Origin of the sequence: Kitasatospora azatica KCTC 9699 (assembly GCF_000744785.1) — a bacterium.
Classification (GTDB): domain Bacteria; phylum Actinomycetota; class Actinomycetes; order Streptomycetales; family Streptomycetaceae; genus Kitasatospora; species Kitasatospora azatica.
Genome location: NZ_JQMO01000003.1, coordinates 2,411,465 through 2,427,313, shown reverse-complemented (window position 1 = coordinate 2,427,313; position 15,849 = coordinate 2,411,465). Strand labels below are relative to the sequence as shown.

Sequence of the window (15,849 nt, the reverse complement as noted above, 5' to 3'; positions counted from 1 at the left end):
ATGGCCGGCATGGGAAAGAGCTACGAACGCATCGACGGCAGACTGCGCTCGTTCATCGAGGCGCAGCCGATCTTCTTCACCGCCACCGCCCCGCTGGCCGGCGACGGCCACGTGAACGTCTCCCCCAAGGGCCGCGCCGGCACCCTCGCTGTGCTGGACGAACTGACCCTGGCCTACCTGGACTTCGGCGGCAGCACCGCCGAGACCATCGCCCACCTGCGGGAGAACGGCCGGATCACGCTGATGTGGTGCGCCTTCACCGGCCCGCCCACCGTGGTGCGGGTGCACGGCACCGGCGAGGCCGTCTTCCGCGACGACCCGCGGTTCGCCGAACTGCTCGGCCACTTCGCCCCCGAGGCCGACGGCTCCGGGCTGCGCGCGGTGGTGCTGGTGCGCGCCGAGCGGATCAGCGACTCCTGCGGCTTCGCCGTCCCGTTCATGGACTACCGCGAGGACCGCGCACTGCACGAGGAGTACTTCGACCGAAAGACCGACGAGGAGTTCGCCGCGTACTGCGCGAAGAAGGACTACGTGGGCGTCAGCGTGGACGGTCTGCCCGCCCTGCCGCTGCCGCTCCCGCCGCGACCGTAGAGCGACCGGCCTCAGCCAGCACCCGCCGACGGCGCCCCCGTACGGTAGGAGCGTGACCCGCCCTTACGTGCTGCTCAGCGCCGCGATGTCGATCGACGGACACCTGGACGACGCCTCGCCCGAACGCCTGCTGCTCTCCAACCCGGCCGACTTCGACCGGGTGGACGAGCTGCGGGCCGGCTGCGACGCCATCCTGGTCGGCTCCACCACACTGCGCCGCGACAACCCCCGGCTGCTGGTCAACTCCGCCGACCGCCGGGCCTCCCGAGTGGCCAGCGGGCGGCCGGCGAACCCGTTGAAGGTGACCCTCAGCGCGCGCGGCGACCTGGCGCCCGAGCTGCGGTTCTGGCACACCGGCGACGCGAAGCTGGTGTACACCACGGACCACGGGGCGGCGCGGCTGGACGCCCTGGACGGGCTGGCGGAGGTGGTCCCGCTGGGCCCGCAGGTCTCGCTCCCGGCCGTGCTGGACGACCTCGGCCGGCGCGGGGTGCGACGGCTGATGGTGGAGGGCGGCAGCTCGGTGCACACGCAGTTCCTGGCCGAGGGACTGGCCGACGAACTGCAGCTGGCCGTCGCGCCGCTGCTGGTCGGGGACGCCGGGGCGCCGCGCTTCGTCAACCCGGCCGCCTTCCCGGGCGGCAGCACCCGGCGGCTGCGGCTGCTCGAGGCCCGTACCGTCGGTGACGTCGTCCTGCTCCGTTACGCCCCCAAGGAGTCCGCATGACCTCGGACCGCGCCTTCATGCTGCGCGCCATCGAACTCGCCGGGCGCTGCCCGCCCGCCGAGAGCGCCTTCTCGGTCGGGGCGGTGATCGTCGGCGCGGACGGGGCGGTGCTGAGCGAGGGGTACAGCCGGGAGGGCGACCCGCTGGTGCACGCCGAGGAGTCCGCGCTCGCCAAGCTGCCGGCCGACGACCCGCGGCTGCGCACCGCCACCATCTACAGCTCGCTCGAACCGTGCAGCCGCCGCGCCTCCCGCCCGCACCCGTGCGCCGAGCTGATCCTGACCGCGGGGATCCCGCGCGTGGTGGTCGCCTGGCGCGAGCCCGACCTCTTCGTCACCGGCTGCGAGGGCATCGCCCTGCTGACCGCCGCCGGGGTCGAGGTGGTGGAGCTGCCGGAGCTGGCCGGGGCCGCCCGGGAGGTCAACGCGCACCTTTTGTAGCCTGGGCGAACATAAGGTCCCGCTGCCTGTTGCCCGAGGAGTCGGCATGCCCGCCACCGAGCTGTCCGTCCGTGCCCTGCTGCTCGACATGGACGGGACCCTGGTGAACTCCGACGCCGTGGTGGAACGCTGCTGGCGCCGCTGGGCCGACCGCCAGGGCCTGGACGGGGACGCCGTGATGAGCGTGGTGCACGGCCGCCAGGGCCACCTGTCGATGGCGATCCTGCTGCCCGACCGGCCGATGGAGCAGAACCTCGCCGAGAACCGCCTGATGCTCGCCGAGGAGACCGCCGACACCGAGGGCGTCGTCCCGGTCGCCGGCGCCGCCGCCTTCCTCACCTCGCTCGACGGGCACCCGCACGCCCTGGTCACCTCCGCCGACCTGGCCCTCGCCCGGGTCCGGATGGCCGCCGCCGGTCTGCCCTTCCCCGAGCTGGCCGTCACCGCCGAGTCCGTCGGCGCCAGCAAGCCCGACCCCGAGGGCTTCCTCAAGGCCGCCGCCGCCCTGGGCGTCGACCCCGCCGACTGCCTGGTCCTGGAGGACTCCGAGGCCGGGATCGCCGCCGGCCGCGCGGCCGGGATGCGGGTCCTCGGCATCGGCCCCCGCGCCGCCGCCCACCGCCCCACCGCGCACGTCCCCGACCTGACCACCGTCCGGGTCACCCGCGGCGCGGACGGCACCCTGCTGGTCACCGCCTGATCCACACTGGCCCCATGACCCGCTCCCCGATCCGCACCCGCCGCGTCTACGACCCGCCCGACCCGGCCGACGGCTACCGCGTCCTGGTCGACCGCCTCTGGCCCCGCGGCCTGAGCAAGGAACGGGCCGCCCTGGACGAATGGGCCAAGGACCTGGCCCCGTCCACCGAGCTGCGCCACTGGCTCCACGAGTCCCCGGACGAGCGCGCCGAGGAGTTCGCCACCCGCTACCGGGCCGAGCTGGACACCCCCGGGGCACGCGAACAGCTCGCCGCGCTGCGGGCACACGGAACGCTCACCCTGCTGACGGCCAACAAGGATCCGGACGCGCTGCACGCGGGGGTGCTGGCGGAGCTGCTGAGCAGCTGAGCGGCCGACCTCTTCGTGCCCTTGGCGCCACCCGACTGGGCGCGTACAGTTTCTTGTACCTATCGGAGGAGTCGAGCCATGAAGACGATGAGCTACTCGGAGTCCCGCGCCCGCTACGCCGAGGTGCTCAATGCAGTCACGGACGACCGCGAGGAGATAGTGATCACCCGCGCCGGACGCGAACCGGTGGTCATCGTGTCCCTGGAGGACTACCAGTCCCTCAAGGAGACCGCGTACCTCCTGCGCAGTCCCGCGAACGCCCGCCGCCTGCTGGCCTCCATCGAGGAGTTGGAGAGCGGCGGAGGGACCGTACGGGAGTTGGCGGATCCGGAGTGAAGATCACCTTCGCCTCCCGGGCCTGGGAGGACTACCTGTGGTGGCAAGTCCAGGACCGCAAGATCCTCAAGCGGATCAATACGCTCCTCGCCGATGTCGCGAGCAACGGCAACGAAGGGATCGGCAAGCCGGAACCGCTCAAGCACGGGTTCCAGGGCTACTGGTCACGTCGGATCAACGACGAGCACCGCTTGATCTACAAGGTCACCGAGGACTCGATCCTGATCGCCCAGTGCCGCTACCACTACGAGTGATGGGGTCGACTCCCGGCGGAGGCGACCCCATCACTGCGTGCGCGCTCAGACGTTGAAGCGGAACTCCACCACGTCGCCGTCCTGCATGACGTACTCCTTGCCCTCGATCCGGGACTTGCCCTTGGCGCGGGCCTCGGGGATGGAGCCGCAGGCGACCAGGTCGTCGAAGGAGACGATTTCGGCCTTGATGAAGCCGCGCTGGAAGTCGGTGTGGATGACGCCGGCGGCCTCGGGGGCGGTGGCGCCCTTCTTGATGGTCCAGGCGCGCACCTCCTTGGGGCCGGCGGTGAGGTAGGTCTGCAGGCCGAGGGTGTCGAAGCCGACGCGGCCGAGGGTGGCCATGCCGGGCTCCTCCTGGCCCATCGACTGGAGGAGCTCGAGGGCGTCCTCGTCGTCCATGCCGATCAGCTCGGACTCGATCTTGGCGTTGAGGAAGATCGCCTCGGCGGGGGCGACCAGCTCGCGCAGGGTGTCCTTGAAGGGCTCGTCGGTCAGCTCGTCCTCGTCGACGTTGAAGACGTAGAGGAAGGGCTTGGTGGTGAGCAGGTGCAGCTCGCGCAGCGAGGAGGCGTCGAAGCCGACCTCGAAGAGGGTCTTGCCGGACTCCAGGATCTTCTGGGCGGCCTCGGTGGCGACCAGCGCGGCGGCCGAGTCCTTCTTGAGGCGGGCCTCCTTCTGCAGCCGGGGCAGCACCTTCTCGATGGTCTGCAGGTCGGCGAGGATCAGCTCGGTGTTGATGGTCTCGATGTCGTCCTTGGGCGAGACCTTGCCGTCCACGTGGACCACGTCCGGGTCCTGGAACGCCCGGATCACCTGGCAGATCGCGTCGGACTCGCGGATGTTGGCGAGGAACTTGTTGCCCAGGCCCTCGCCCTCGGAGGCGCCGCGGACGATGCCGGCGATGTCCACGAAGTCGACGGTGGCGGGCAGGATCCGCTCCGAGCCGAAGATCTTGGCCAGCACCGCCAGCCGCGGGTCCGGGACGCCGACCACGCCGACGTTCGGCTCGATCGTGGCGAACGGGTAGTTGGCCGCCAGGACGTCGTTCTTGGTCAGGGCGTTGAACAGGGTCGACTTGCCGACATTCGGCAGGCCGACGATTCCGATCGTGAGCGACATGAAGCGAGATCCCGTGGGCTTGGAGGGCGTGGAGCGGCACCGTACGGGCCGACCGCCAAGTCTAAAGGCCCGCGCCCTATCGCATGGCGTCGACCGGGTCGTCGGACGGGCAGCCGGACGGGTTGGGCTCCAGCGGGCGGTCCGCCAGGATCCGGCGCGCCTCGGCGGCCCGCAGGCTGATCGCGTACCAGGGTGTCCGGGCGTCCAGCTCGCCGCCGATCCGGCTCAGCGCGCAGCTGCGGAAGTCCACGGGCAGCCGGTCGAGCGCGGGCGCCGCGTCGGCGGACAGGTCGCGCAGGTAGGCCAGGTCGATCCGGCCGGTCTGCTGGAAACGGTCCACATTCTGCTGGGCGACCAGCGCGTCCGGCGAGGCCAGCCCGTAGGCCAGGGTGGCGATCGCGGCGCTGGCCACCACCGCGCGCGGCAGCCAGCCGGAGCGGCCCACCGCGCCGGCCACCAGCAGCAGGACGAAGAGCAGCGCCAGCCACAGCTCCACACCGGTCACCCAGACCCGCATCCGGGTCAGCCCGTACGCGTCCACATAGCGCTGCATCCGCAGCAGCGCCGCGCCGACCACGCCGAGCGCCAGCGTGCAGAGCACACCGAGCAGCAGCCGCACCACGGCCCGCTCGCCGGCGGTGGCGCGCGGTGCCCAGCGCTGGGCGACGGCGACCACCAGCAGGGTCAGCAGGGTGACCCAGAGCAGTTGCCAGAAGCCCTGGCGGGCGTACTCCGCGTAGGTCAGGCCGGTCTCCTTGATCAGCCGCCGGTAGCCGCCGAAGAGCACGGCGAGCTGCAGGGCGATGAAGGCGACGAAGAGCAGGTCGAGCAGGGCCAGCGGCAGCGCCCACTCCAGCAGCCGGCGCGGCTTGGCGGCCTTGACCGGCAGCCGGTCCCAGCGCCAGGGGGCGGCGGCGGTCCGGGCCGCGCCGAGGGCGAACAGCAGGCCGGCGGCGAAGGCCGGCACCCGCAGGATCAGGTCCCAGCCGCGCGGCAGCTGCGGCGACAGGCCGGACAGCAGATCGCCGAAGGCCGGGTCGGCGGCGGCGAAGAGCGAACCGAAGACGGCCAGCAGCACCACGGCGACCAGCGCCGCGCGGGCCAGCGGCAGCCACTTGGCCCGGTCCGGCGTCGCCTGTGCGCGCAGCGTGCGGGTGGCGCCCGGCAGGGCGGGGAAGAGCTGCCAGCACAGGCCCGCGGCGCCGAACAGCACCCCGGCCCAGGTCCGTCCGCCGTGCAAGGCCAGCGAGGCCAGCGCCAGCGCGCCGAGCACCGCCAGCGTGGTGGGCCAGCCGGCGTCGCTGATCGCCGGGACGGCCAGCAGCGCCAGCGCGCCGAGCGCCCAGACCACCGTCCACGGCCGTACCCGGCGCCCGCTCGCCCGGGCCGAGAGCGCGGCGGTCACGGCGGCCGCCAGCGCGAGGATCAGCAGGTTGAGCGCCAGGCCACCGTTGAGCAGCAGCGCGCAGAGCAGACCCGCGCCGAGTGCGCCGAGCAGCACCGAGGGCCGCGGGTCGGCCGCGGTGCGCGGGCTGACCGCGATCCGCCAGGGCGCGGGGCCCGGCTTCACCGGCGCCCGGTACGGGTTGGCGGCGTAGACGTACCCGGGCTGCGCCCAACCCGGCTGACCGTTCGGGTCGGCTGACGTGGTTTCGGACATGGGTGTCCCCCAGGAGGTGCGAGCAGCGGGAATTGACGGGCCTGCGGCTCCGCTGCGGGAGGCGGCCCGAGCACACCTTAGTGACTCCGGGGCTGTTTTGAACAGATTCAAAAATGTCACAGGGCTGTCCCGGACCGGGACACGGACGCGTCTTGACGGTTCATTACCCAAGGTGATGTAAATCGGACCGTACGTTGGGTGCGTGGAGCAGAGCATCCGTACCCAGCCACCCGGGCCCAGATCCCGACCGCCGGCCGGCGGCACCGGCCGCGAGCCCGCCGTACCTGGGCCGGCCTCGCCCCGCGATGCCGTCACCGCGCGGCCGTCCCGACTGCGGCCCGCCGGCGGCGGACCGGCGGTGCTGGCCCGGCTGCGCCGACGATTGGGCGGGGCCGGCGGCAAGCGCTCCGGGCCGCCGACCCGGCTGACCGGGGTGGGCACCGGGGTGCTCTCGGTGGTCGGCACGCTCGGCTTCGGCCTGCTGGACCAACTGCTCTTCGGCGGGCTCGGGGTGCTCTTCGGCCTCGGGTTCGTCTTCGTCTGCTTCCAGACCGCGGTGCGGGTCCGGCTGGCCGACCTGCCGTCGGCACCGATCAGCGGGCCGATCTCCTTCGCGGCGGCGGTGGCGCTGCTCGGTCCGGTGACGGTGCCCGGAGTGATCGGGCAGGTGCTGGCGCTCTGCAGCGGCCTCGCACTGCGGGCCGGCTGGCTGTTCGCCGGGACCGGTCTGGCGGCCGCGATCGTCGGCGCGCGGTTCCTCGCCCAGCGCCGGATCCGCCGGAACAGGTAGCGGGCGGTCAGCGGCCCGAGGCGTGCCGAGCCGTCAGCGGCCGCTCGTGTGACGGACGGTCAGCGGCCACGCGTGTGACGAACGGTCAGCGGCTGTACTTGGCCGCCGCCATCGCCGCACCCACGATGCCCGCGTCATTGCGCAGCTCGGCCGGGACCACCCGGGCCGACCGCTCCTTGAGCAGCGGCAGGAACTTCTCGTGCTTGCGGCTGACCCCGCCGCCGATGATCACCAACTGCGGCGAGAAGAGCCGCTCCACCAAGTCCAGGTACTCGTCCACCCGGACCGCCCACTCGGCCCAGGTCAGCTGGTGCCGCTCACGGGCGCCTGCCGAGGCCCGGCGCTCGGCGTCCTTGCCGCGCAGCTCCAGGTGGCCCAGTTCGGTGTTGGGGACCAGCGCCCCGTCCACGAAGAGCGCGCTGCCGATCCCGGTGCCGAAGGTGAGCACCAGCATCACCCCGCCCTGGTCCCGCCCCGCGCCGTGCGCGGCCTCGGCCAGGCCGGCCGCGTCCGCGTCGTTGAGCAGCACGGCGGGGCTGTCCAGCGCCTCGCGGAACAGGCCCTCGGCGTCCAGCCCGAGCCAGCCCTGGTCCACGTTGGCGGCGGTGCGGGTGTGGCCGTCGACCACCACGCCGGGGAAGGTCAGGCCGACCGGCCCGCGGTGCTCGAAGTGCTCGACCACCTCGCGGACCGCGGCGACCACGGCCTCCGGGGAGGCCGGGTGCGGTGTGAGCACCTTGTGCCGGGGCTCGGCGAGCGCCCCGCGGTCGAGGTCGACCGGGGCGCCCTTGATGCCCGAGCCGCCGATGTCCACGCCGAAAACGCCGGAGGGCACGGAGGGTGTGGTCACGTCGCTGCTCCTCTTCGAGTCCCGACCTTCACCGTAGGGGAGGTGGGAGCGGAAAGCAGCCCGGAACCTGCCACAGCGTCAGGCGAGCTTGCCGGCCGCCTCGGCGCGCAGGTCGCGGCGCAGCTCCTTGGGCAGCGAGAAGGTGAGCGTCTCCTCGGCCGTGCGGACCGTCTCGACCTGACCGAAGCCGCGCTCGGCCAGCCACTCCAGCACGCCCTGCACCAGGATCTCCGGCACCGAGGCGCCGCTGGTCAGGCCGACCGTGGAGACGCCTTCCAGCCAGGCCTCGTCCAGCTCCTCGGCGAAGTCCACCAGGTGCGCGGCCTTGGCGCCGTACTCCAGGCCGACCTCGACGAGGCGGACCGAGTTGGAGGAGTTCTTGGAGCCGACCACGATCAGCAGGTCGGTCTCGGCGGCGATCTGCTTGACCACCACCTGGCGGTTCTGGGTGGCGTAGCAGATGTCGTCGCTGGGCGGCGAGACCAGCAGCGGGAAGCGCTTCTTCAGCTCGCCGACGGTGGCCATGGTCTCGTCCACCGAAAGAGTGGTTTGGGAGAGCCAGACGACCTTGGACTCGTCGCGGACCTGCACGTTCGCCACGTCCTCGGCGCCGTCCACCAGGTGGATCCGCTCCGGGGCCTCGCCCATGGTGCCGATCACCTCCTCGTGGCCCTCGTGGCCGACCAGCAGGATGTCGTAGTCCTCGTCCGCGAACCGGACGGCCTCCTTGTGCACCTTGGTCACCAGGGGGCAGGTGGCGTCGATGGTGGCGAGCTTGCCGGCCTTCGCCTCGTCGTGCACCGCGGGGGCCACGCCGTGCGCGGAGAAGACCACGATCGAACCCTCGGGCACCTCCTCCGTCTCGTCGACGAAGATCGCGCCCTGCTTCTCCAGGGTCTGCACGACGTACTTGTTGTGGACGATCTGCTTGCGGACGTAGATCGGCGCCCCGTACTGCTCGAGGGCCTTCTCCACGGCGATGACGGCGCGGTCGACGCCCGCGCAGTAGCCCCGGGGGGCGGCGAGCAGGACGCGGCGCTGAGCGGTGGTCGACATGCCCCTATCGTACGGGCGCGCTGCCGGGGCGGGGATGCCGCGCCGAGACCTGGTCACTTCCGGCGCGGACGCTGCGTCAGGTGGTCAAATCTGACGGGTGAACGAACGACCCGAGCCGAACGGCCTGCGGCGCAGCCTGGGCCTGCGCGACCTGGTGGTCTACGGTCTGCTCTTCATCGCGCCGATGGCCCCGGTCGGGATCTTCGGGGTGCTGGACGCCAAGAGCCACGGCGCGGTGGCCGCCGTCTACCTGGCCGCCACCGTCGCGATGGGCTTCACCGCCTTCTCCTACGCCCAGATGGTGCACGCGGTGCCGCAGACCGGCTCGGTCTTCGCCTATGCGCGGGCCGGCCTGGGCGAGCGGAGCGGCTTCGTCGCGGGCTGGATGGCGATGCTGGACTACCTGCTGATCCCGGCGGTCGCCTACCTCTTCTCCGGCATCGCGCTGCACGCCCTGGTGCCGGGCGTGTCGCGGTGGGCCTGGACGGTGCTGGCGGTGCTGGTCACCACCGCGCTCAACCTGGCCGGGGTGCGCACCGCGGCGGTGGTCGGCTTCGGGGTGCTGGCGATGGAGCTCGCGGTGCTGGCGGTCTTCGTGGTCAGCGCGGTGGTGGTGCTGGCCAGGGACGGCACGGTGCGGCCGGTGCTCTCGCCGCTGACCGGCATCGGGGGCTTCGACCTGGGCGCGGTGCTGAGCGCGGTGAGCGTGGCGGTGCTCTCCTACCTCGGCTTCGACGCGATCGCCTCCTTCGTGGAGGAGGCCGTCGGCGCCTCCCGGGCGGTGGCCCGCGCGGTGCTGCTCTGCCTGCTGCTGTCCGGTGGGCTGTTCGTCGCGCAGAGCTACCTGGCCGCGCTGCTCGAACCGCTCACCCCGCAGCAGCTGACCGAGCAGCCGGCCGCCCAGGGTTCCGCCTTCTACGACACCGTGGAGACCTCGATCGGGCACTGGCTGCACACCCTGGTCGCGGTGAGCAAGGCGATCGGGGCGGCCTTCGCGGCGCTGGCCGGGCAGGCCGCGGCCGGCCGGCTGCTCTTCGCGATGGGGCGCGAGGGCCGGCTGCCGCGCGGGCTCGGCCGGGTGGACCCGGACTCGGGCGTGCCGCGCCGGGCGCTGCTGCTGGCGGCGCTGGTGACGCTGGCGGCGGCTGGCTGGGCGGCCGGACGCAGCGACGGCCTGGACCAGCTGACCTCGGTGGTGGACATCGGGGCGCTGACCGCCTTCACACTGCTGCACGCCTCGGTGATCGGCTGGTACGTGGTCCGGCAGGGCTCGCGGGACTGGCTGCGGCACCTGGTGGTGCCGGTGCTGGGGATCGCGGTGATCGTCGCGGTGGTCTGGAAGGCGACCCACACCGCGCAGCTGGTCGGGCTGGCCTGGCTGGCCGTGGGGCTCCTGGTGGCCTTCGTCCAGCGGCCCACCGCTGTGGGCGGGCGGGGATAGCCTCGTACGCATGGCCAATCCCAGCTCCCCCGAAGCGCCGCTCCCGGTCGGCAAGGTGTCCCAGCTGATCGGCGGCTGGGTCGACCGGCTGGGGGCGATCTGGGTGGAGGGCCAGATCACCCAGCTGAGCCGCCGGCCCGGGATGCAGTTCCTGACGCTGCGTGACCCGGACAAGGACGTCTCGCTGAGCGTGACCTGCTTCCGCTCGGTGGTCGAGCCGCTGGCCGACACCCTGCACGAGGGCTCCCGGGTGATTCTCCACGCCAAGCCCGAGTGGTACACCGCGCGTGGCACGCTCTCGCTGCGGGCCACCGAGATCCGGCTGGTCGGGCTCGGTGAGCTGCTGGCCCGGCTGGAGCAGCTGAAGCGCAAGCTGGCGGACGAGGGGCTGTTCGCGGCCGAGCGCAAGCGTCCGCTGCCGTTCCTGCCGCACTGCATCGGGCTGGTCACCGGGCGGGCCTCGGCGGCCGAACGGGATGTGCTGGAGGTGGCCCGCCGGCGCTGGCCCGCGGTCCGTTTCGAGGTGCGCAACGTGTTGGTCCAGGGCCCGCAGGCGGCCGGCCAGGTGGCCCGGGCGGTGCGCGAGCTGGACCAGCACGCCGAGGTGGACGTGATCATCGTGGCCCGTGGCGGCGGCAGCGTGGAGGACCTGCTGCCGTTCTCCGACGAGGAGCTGTGCCGCACCGTGGTCGCCACCCGCACGCCCGTGGTCAGCGCGATCGGCCACGAACCGGACCAGCCGCTGCTGGACTTCGTCGCCGACCTGCGGGCCGCCACGCCCACCGACGCCGCCAAGCGGGTGGTGCCGGACGTCGGCGAGGAGCAGGCCCGGGTGCGCCAGCTGCGCGACCGGGCCCGCCGGATGATCACCGGTCTGGTGGAGCGGGAGCGGGCCGGGCTGGCCGGGGTGCGCAGTCGTCCGGTGCTGGCCGCGCCGCACCGGCTGCTCGGCGAGCGCGAGCAGGAGCTGACCGCGCTGCTCGACCGGGCCCGGCGAACCCTCGGGCACCGCCTGGACCGGGCCGAGTCGGACCTCGGGCACACCCTGGCCAGGGTGGTGGCGCTCTCCCCCGCCGCCACGCTCGAGCGCGGGTACGCGGTGCTGCAGCGGGCCGACGGGCAGGTGGTGACCGATCCGGTGCAGCTCACCGAGGGCGCCGCGCTGCACGCCCGGGTGGCGGGCGGCGGCTTCGAGGTGACGGTCGGTCAGCTGCCGGCGCCCGATCCGCAGCCGGAATGTCCGGACCAGCCCCTAGGCTGAACGCATGGCTGACGAGCAGACCGCGACCACCGAGCTGGGTTACGAGCAGGCCAGGGATGCGCTGATGGAGGTGGTCCGGCAGCTGGAGACCGGCGGGACCACGCTGGAGGAGTCGCTGGCCCTGTGGGAGCGCGGCGAGGAGCTGGCCAAGGTCTGTCAGCGCTGGCTGGACGGGGCCAGGGCGCGGCTGGACGCGGCGCTGGCGGCCGAGCAGCGGGCCGAGCCGGGCGGGGGCGAGTAGCCCGGCCGGAGCGAGTACCCGGGCGGAGCGATCAAGAGTGATGTTGATCACAGCCGCTTGAGGAATAGTTGAAAATTCACCTAGGTTGGACGGTGTGCGCGGCCTTCGCCGCATGATCCGTACCGACCAGCCAAGAGGTGCTGCACCATGACCGACAACGCGCTCGTTCTCGACGCCGCCGCCCAGGACCTGCTCTTCCGCGAGGCCCGCACCGCGAACACCTTCACCGACGAGCCCGTCACCGACGAGCAGCTCCAGGCGATCTACGACCTGGTGAAGTACGCGCCGACCGCGTTCAACCAGCAGCCGCTGCGCGTCGTCCTGGTCCGTTCCGCCGAGGCCCGCGAGCGCCTGGTGTCGCACATGGCGGACGGCAACAAGGCCAAGACCGGCTCGGCCCCGCTGGTCGCCGTCCTGGCCGCCGACAACGAGTTCCACGAGGAGCTGCCGGCCCAGTTCCCGGCCTTCCCGCAGGCCAAGGACCTCTTCTTCTCGGAGCGCCCGGTCCGCGAGGGCTCGGCGGCGTTCAACGGTGCGCTGCAGGTCGGCTACTTCGTCATCGGCGTGCGCGCCGCCGGCCTGGCGGCCGGCCCGATGACCGGCTTCAACGCCGAGGGCATCAACAAGGAGTTCTTCGCCGACGGTGACCACTCGGTGCTGGCCGTGGTGAACATCGGCAAGCCGGGCGCGGACGCCTGGTACCCGCGCAGCCCGCGGCTGGCCTACGACGAGGTCGTCACCACCGTCTGATGCCGCAGACGCCGAAGGACCCGGCCCCTCGGGGGTCGGGTCCTTCGGCGTCTTCCGGGTCCTTCGCCGTCTCCCGGGTCCTCCGGCGTCTCGGCTCCGGATCGAGGCTGCCCCGGGTCAGGGCTTGAGCGCCTGCGCCAGCTGGTCGAGCTCCTGGTACGAGGCGCTGCCGGCGACCACCGTGGTGGCCGCGCCCGTGCTCTCGGTCACACTGCGGTAGTGGTCGCCCTGGTAGCGGGCCCAGGGCTGGCCGTCGATGGTCGAGCTGCCGTCCGGCGCGTAGCCGGTGACCACGACCTTGAGCAGGTCGTTCCTGGGTGCGTCGCTCTGCTCGACGGAGGCGTACTTGCCGTCCGGGGTGACGAAGCCCAGGTGCCAGCCGGCGTGGCCGTCGGCGTCCTTGCGGTAGTGCACCGAGGTCGCCCGCCACTTGTCCGACAGCCCCTGTGGCGCCAGCACCGGGTACGGCGCCGCGCGCTTGGCGGAGGCGAGCTCCGCACCGTAGTCCACGACGTGAACCCCGTCACCACTGCTGCTGTGCGGGATCGTCAGATACGCCACCAGGGCCACACCCATGACGGCGAGCATGGACAGGACCATGTCCCGTACCGTCTGCCGCCCTCTCATGCCACCTTTGCCTGCCACCCCAACATGGTGACCCATCGTGCCGAAGTACCTGACCACCGGGGTGCCGCCCGAGGCCGCATAACGCCCAAACCATTGCAGAACCGCAGGTGGGCGGGACCCGCGCCACAGACAGTCATTCCATCGACAGATACGATCGGGGGACCCTCATCGCAGCGCTCGACCTGACAGTAGTCGACCGCTGACTGGCCGTCGCGTACAGAGAGGTAACGACGATGACCACGCAGCACACCTCCCACCTCCCGCTTTCGCTGGAGGTCGCCCCGGAGGCCCCCGACCGGAACCTCGCCCTGGAGCTCGTCCGGGTCACCGAGGCAGCGGCCATGGCGGCCGGCCGCTGGGTCGGCCGTGGCGACAAGAACGGCGCCGACGGCGCGGCCGTCAAGGCCATGCGCACCCTGGTCTCCACCGTCTCGATGAACGGCGTCGTCGTCATCGGTGAAGGGGAGAAGGACGAAGCCCCGATGCTCTACAACGGCGAGCGGGTCGGCGACGGCACCGGCGCCGAGTGCGACGTCGCCGTGGACCCGGTGGACGGCACCACGCTGACCGCCAAGGGCATGAACAACGCCGTCGCGGTGCTCGCCGTGGCCGACCGCGGCACCATGTTCGACCCCAGCGCCGTCTTCTACATGGACAAGCTGGTCTGCGGCCCCGAAGCCGCCGACTACGTCGACATCACCGCCCCCGCCGCCGTCAACATCCGCCGGGTCGCCAAGGCCAAGGGCAGCGCCGTCGAGGACGTCACCGTGGTGGTCCTCGACCGCCCGCGCCACAACGACCTGGTCCGGGAGATCCGCGAGGCGGGCGCCCGGATCAAGTTCATCTCCGACGGCGACGTGGCCGGCGCCATCATGGCCGCCCGCGAGGGCACCGGCATCGACCTGCTGATGGGCGTCGGCGGCACCCCCGAGGGCATCATCGCCGCCTGCGCGATGAAGTGCATGGGCGGCGTCATCCAGGGCCGCCTGTGGCCCAAGGACGAGGCCGAGAAGCAGAAGGCCCTGGACGCCGGCCACGACCTCAACCGGGTGCTCAGCACCAACGACCTGGTCAGTGGCGAGAACGTGTTCTTCGTCGCCACCGGCATCACCGACGGCGAACTGCTGCGCGGCGTCCACTACCGCCAGGAGACCGCCACCACCAGCTCCCTGGTGATGCGCTCCAAGAGCGGCACCATCCGCCAGATCGACTCCACCCACAAGCTCGCCAAGCTGCGGGCGTACAGCGCGATCGACTTCGACCGCGCCAACTGAGCGCGGAGCGACCAGGCGCGGAACAGCACTGACCGAACGGGGTCGGACGGCGGGCTCAGCCCGCTATCCGGCCCCGTTCGAGCTGGACCGGTACCAGGGTGCTCTCGGTCGCGCGGCGCCGGCGGCGGGCCAGCAGCACCCGGCGCTCGGCAGCCGTCAGCCCGCCCCAGACCCCGTACGGTTCCGGCTGGGCGAGGGCGTGCTCGCGGCAGGAGAGCAGCACCGGGCAGCCGGCGCAGACCCGCTTGGCGTGCTCCTCCCGGGCCAGCCGGGCGGCCGTCGGCTCCTTGGAGGGGGCGAAGAAGAGTCCGGCCTCGTCCCGGCGGCAGGCCGCCAGGGTGTGCCAGGGGTTGTCCTCCGACGGGTCGAGCGAGCGCACCGCGACCGGGGCGCTGCGCGCAGCGCTCCCGAGGCCGCGCCGCCCGCTGGCGGCGTGGCTCACGGCGGTGGTGCTGGGCTCGATCGGGTGCAGCACGGCGACTCCTGACACAGCTCGGGAAAGGCTCGCGTCACTGCCCGGCTGCCGCCCTGAGTGAGTTACGACGCCGTCTGACCGCAGCCGTTCAAAAACGATGTGCCCCAGGAATTACCCCGCGCGATCCCGGTTCATGCACACCGTGTTCACCCGGCAACAGCCTGCACTCGTGCCAACCATGAGTGCCGGTCATGGAGTTGACGGAACGTGAGGCTCCGGTCGGTCAGCCGTCGAGCTGCCGGCGGACCCACTCCTTGACCTTCTTGCCGCGGCGGGCCTTGGCGTCGCAGCCGCCGAAGATCGCGGTGCCCTTGACCCGGACCACTGGTGCGTAGGGGTCGGGAGCGGTCTGTTCGCGCACGTCGAAGCCGCCGAAGATGCCCACTCCGCCGCCGACCAGGGTGACGTTCTCCGGCACCCGGATGGACACCCCGCCGAACAGCGCCGAGACCTCGATCAGCACCTCGGGCGACTCGAAGACGGCGTCCGTGAGGTCCAGTTCGACCCCGCCGAAGGCCGCGGTCGCCCGGATGTGGGTGCCGACCCGCCAGCGGCCCTTGCGGACCGCGCCACCGAAGATCGCCACCAGGTTGGCCGACTCCTCGCGGGCCGGCGGCAGCGGCGGGGTCGGCGGTGCGGCCACCGGCTTCTCCATCGAGACCGAGAGCGGCCGGTGGGTCGGCAGGTCACGGGTGAGTGGGGCCAACTCGCCCAGCGTCCTGGCGGTGTACGCCGCCTCGATCCGCTCCGCGTGCTCGTCCACGGTCAGTCGGCCCTCGGCGTACGCGTCCCGGAGCAGATCGGCGATCCGCTCCCGGTCGGCGTCCGAGGCACGCAGCTCGGCCTCGGCCACCCGGGTCGCGGGCTGCTCGGCCTTCTTCATGGGTAC

Annotated in this window: 18 protein-coding genes and 1 pseudogene; 12 read left to right on the top strand and 7 right to left on the bottom strand. The window is 72.4% G+C overall.

Going from position 1 to position 15,849, the window contains the following annotated elements; all coding sequences use genetic code 11:
* Nucleotides 1–9: 9 nt before the first annotated feature.
* The 6 genes and pseudogenes from BR98_RS21450 (at nt 10) to BR98_RS21420 (ending at nt 3,416) form a co-directional block, all read left to right on the top strand.
* Nucleotides 10–591, top strand: a complete 582-nt coding sequence (locus tag BR98_RS21450; protein ID WP_035853319.1) for a pyridoxamine 5'-phosphate oxidase family protein — start codon at nt 10–12, stop codon at nt 589–591.
* A 52-nt stretch (nt 592–643) separates the two neighbouring features.
* A pseudogene (locus BR98_RS38225) lies at nt 644–1,758 on the top strand (dihydrofolate reductase family protein).
* A gap of 46 nt (nt 1,759–1,804) precedes the next feature.
* Nucleotides 1,805–2,458, top strand: coding sequence for an HAD-IA family hydrolase (locus BR98_RS21435; RefSeq protein ID WP_035846963.1), 654 nt, complete (start codon nt 1,805–1,807; stop codon nt 2,456–2,458).
* A 14-nt stretch (nt 2,459–2,472) separates the two neighbouring features.
* On the top strand, nt 2,473–2,826 hold the full coding sequence (locus BR98_RS21430; RefSeq protein ID WP_035846961.1) for a DUF488 domain-containing protein: 354 nt from the start codon (nt 2,473–2,475) through the stop codon (nt 2,824–2,826).
* A 78-nt stretch (nt 2,827–2,904) separates the two neighbouring features.
* Nucleotides 2,905–3,162, top strand: coding sequence for a type II toxin-antitoxin system Phd/YefM family antitoxin (locus BR98_RS21425; RefSeq protein WP_035846959.1), 258 nt, complete (start codon nt 2,905–2,907; stop codon nt 3,160–3,162).
* Nucleotides 3,159–3,416, top strand: coding sequence for a Txe/YoeB family addiction module toxin (locus tag BR98_RS21420; RefSeq protein WP_035846957.1), 258 nt, complete (start codon nt 3,159–3,161; stop codon nt 3,414–3,416). Before BR98_RS21425 ends, BR98_RS21420 begins: the two co-directional genes overlap by 4 nt.
* A 45-nt stretch (nt 3,417–3,461) precedes the next feature.
* Here BR98_RS21420 and ychF read toward each other — a convergent pair whose 3' ends face one another.
* Nucleotides 3,462–4,535, bottom strand: coding sequence for a redox-regulated ATPase YchF (gene ychF / locus BR98_RS21415; RefSeq protein ID WP_035846955.1), 1,074 nt, complete (start codon nt 4,533–4,535; stop codon nt 3,462–3,464).
* 76 nt (nt 4,536–4,611) lie between these two features.
* Nucleotides 4,612–6,195: a DUF4153 domain-containing protein gene (locus tag BR98_RS21410; protein ID WP_051970022.1), complete on the bottom strand. Its 1,584-nt coding sequence runs from the start codon at nt 6,193–6,195 to the stop codon at nt 4,612–4,614.
* A gap of 202 nt (nt 6,196–6,397) precedes the next feature.
* Between BR98_RS21410 and BR98_RS21405 the strand changes: the two genes are divergently transcribed.
* A complete protein-coding gene (locus BR98_RS21405) occupies nt 6,398–6,985 on the top strand; it encodes a DUF6542 domain-containing protein (RefSeq protein ID WP_157537874.1) in 588 nt (195 codons plus the stop codon).
* 85 nt (nt 6,986–7,070) lie between these two features.
* Here the strand turns inward: BR98_RS21405 and ppgK are convergent, their stop codons facing one another.
* Complete coding sequence (gene ppgK / locus BR98_RS21400) at nt 7,071–7,835, bottom strand: polyphosphate--glucose phosphotransferase (protein ID WP_232247478.1); 765 nt, start codon at nt 7,833–7,835, stop codon at nt 7,071–7,073.
* Nucleotides 7,836–7,913: 78 nt separating this feature from the next.
* Nucleotides 7,914–8,891: a 4-hydroxy-3-methylbut-2-enyl diphosphate reductase gene (locus BR98_RS21395; protein WP_035846952.1), complete on the bottom strand. Its 978-nt coding sequence runs from the start codon at nt 8,889–8,891 to the stop codon at nt 7,914–7,916.
* A 97-nt stretch (nt 8,892–8,988) separates the two neighbouring features.
* On the opposite strand from BR98_RS21395, the gene BR98_RS21390 reads away from it, so the two are divergent.
* From BR98_RS21390 to BR98_RS21375, 4 genes are all read left to right on the top strand, one after another.
* Nucleotides 8,989–10,332 carry an APC family permease gene (locus BR98_RS21390; RefSeq protein WP_035846950.1) on the top strand — a complete coding sequence of 448 codons (1,344 nt, stop codon included), beginning with the start codon at nt 8,989–8,991 and terminating at the stop codon, nt 10,330–10,332.
* Nucleotides 10,333–10,342: 10 nt separating this feature from the next.
* Nucleotides 10,343–11,593 (top strand): exodeoxyribonuclease VII large subunit, encoded by a 1,251-nt coding sequence (gene xseA, locus BR98_RS21385; protein ID WP_051970020.1) that lies wholly within the window; start codon nt 10,343–10,345, stop codon nt 11,591–11,593.
* Between the two features lie 4 nt (nt 11,594–11,597).
* Entirely contained in the window at nt 11,598–11,834 is a 237-nt protein-coding gene (locus BR98_RS21380) for an exodeoxyribonuclease VII small subunit (protein ID WP_035846947.1), read from the top strand.
* 147 nt (nt 11,835–11,981) lie between these two features.
* On the top strand, nt 11,982–12,584 hold the full coding sequence (locus BR98_RS21375) for a malonic semialdehyde reductase (RefSeq protein WP_035846944.1): 603 nt from the start codon (nt 11,982–11,984) through the stop codon (nt 12,582–12,584).
* A 117-nt stretch (nt 12,585–12,701) separates the two neighbouring features.
* Here BR98_RS21375 and BR98_RS21370 read toward each other — a convergent pair whose 3' ends face one another.
* Nucleotides 12,702–13,211: a DUF4245 domain-containing protein gene (locus tag BR98_RS21370; protein ID WP_035846942.1), complete on the bottom strand. Its 510-nt coding sequence runs from the start codon at nt 13,209–13,211 to the stop codon at nt 12,702–12,704.
* A 233-nt stretch (nt 13,212–13,444) separates the two neighbouring features.
* On the opposite strand from BR98_RS21370, the gene glpX reads away from it, so the two are divergent.
* Complete coding sequence (gene glpX / locus BR98_RS21365; RefSeq protein WP_035846940.1) at nt 13,445–14,485, top strand: class II fructose-bisphosphatase; 1,041 nt, start codon at nt 13,445–13,447, stop codon at nt 14,483–14,485.
* Nucleotides 14,486–14,540: 55 nt separating this feature from the next.
* Here glpX and BR98_RS21360 read toward each other — a convergent pair whose 3' ends face one another.
* Together BR98_RS21360 and BR98_RS21355 are read right to left on the bottom strand one after the other, a co-directional pair.
* The gene (locus BR98_RS21360; protein WP_035853301.1) at nt 14,541–14,864 is read right to left on the bottom strand and encodes a WhiB family transcriptional regulator; all 324 of its coding nucleotides are present in this window, start codon (nt 14,862–14,864) and stop codon (nt 14,541–14,543) included.
* A 319-nt stretch (nt 14,865–15,183) separates the two neighbouring features.
* Nucleotides 15,184–15,843: a DUF1707 SHOCT-like domain-containing protein gene (locus BR98_RS21355; protein WP_051970019.1), complete on the bottom strand. Its 660-nt coding sequence runs from the start codon at nt 15,841–15,843 to the stop codon at nt 15,184–15,186.
* Nucleotides 15,844–15,849 lie beyond the last annotated feature (6 nt).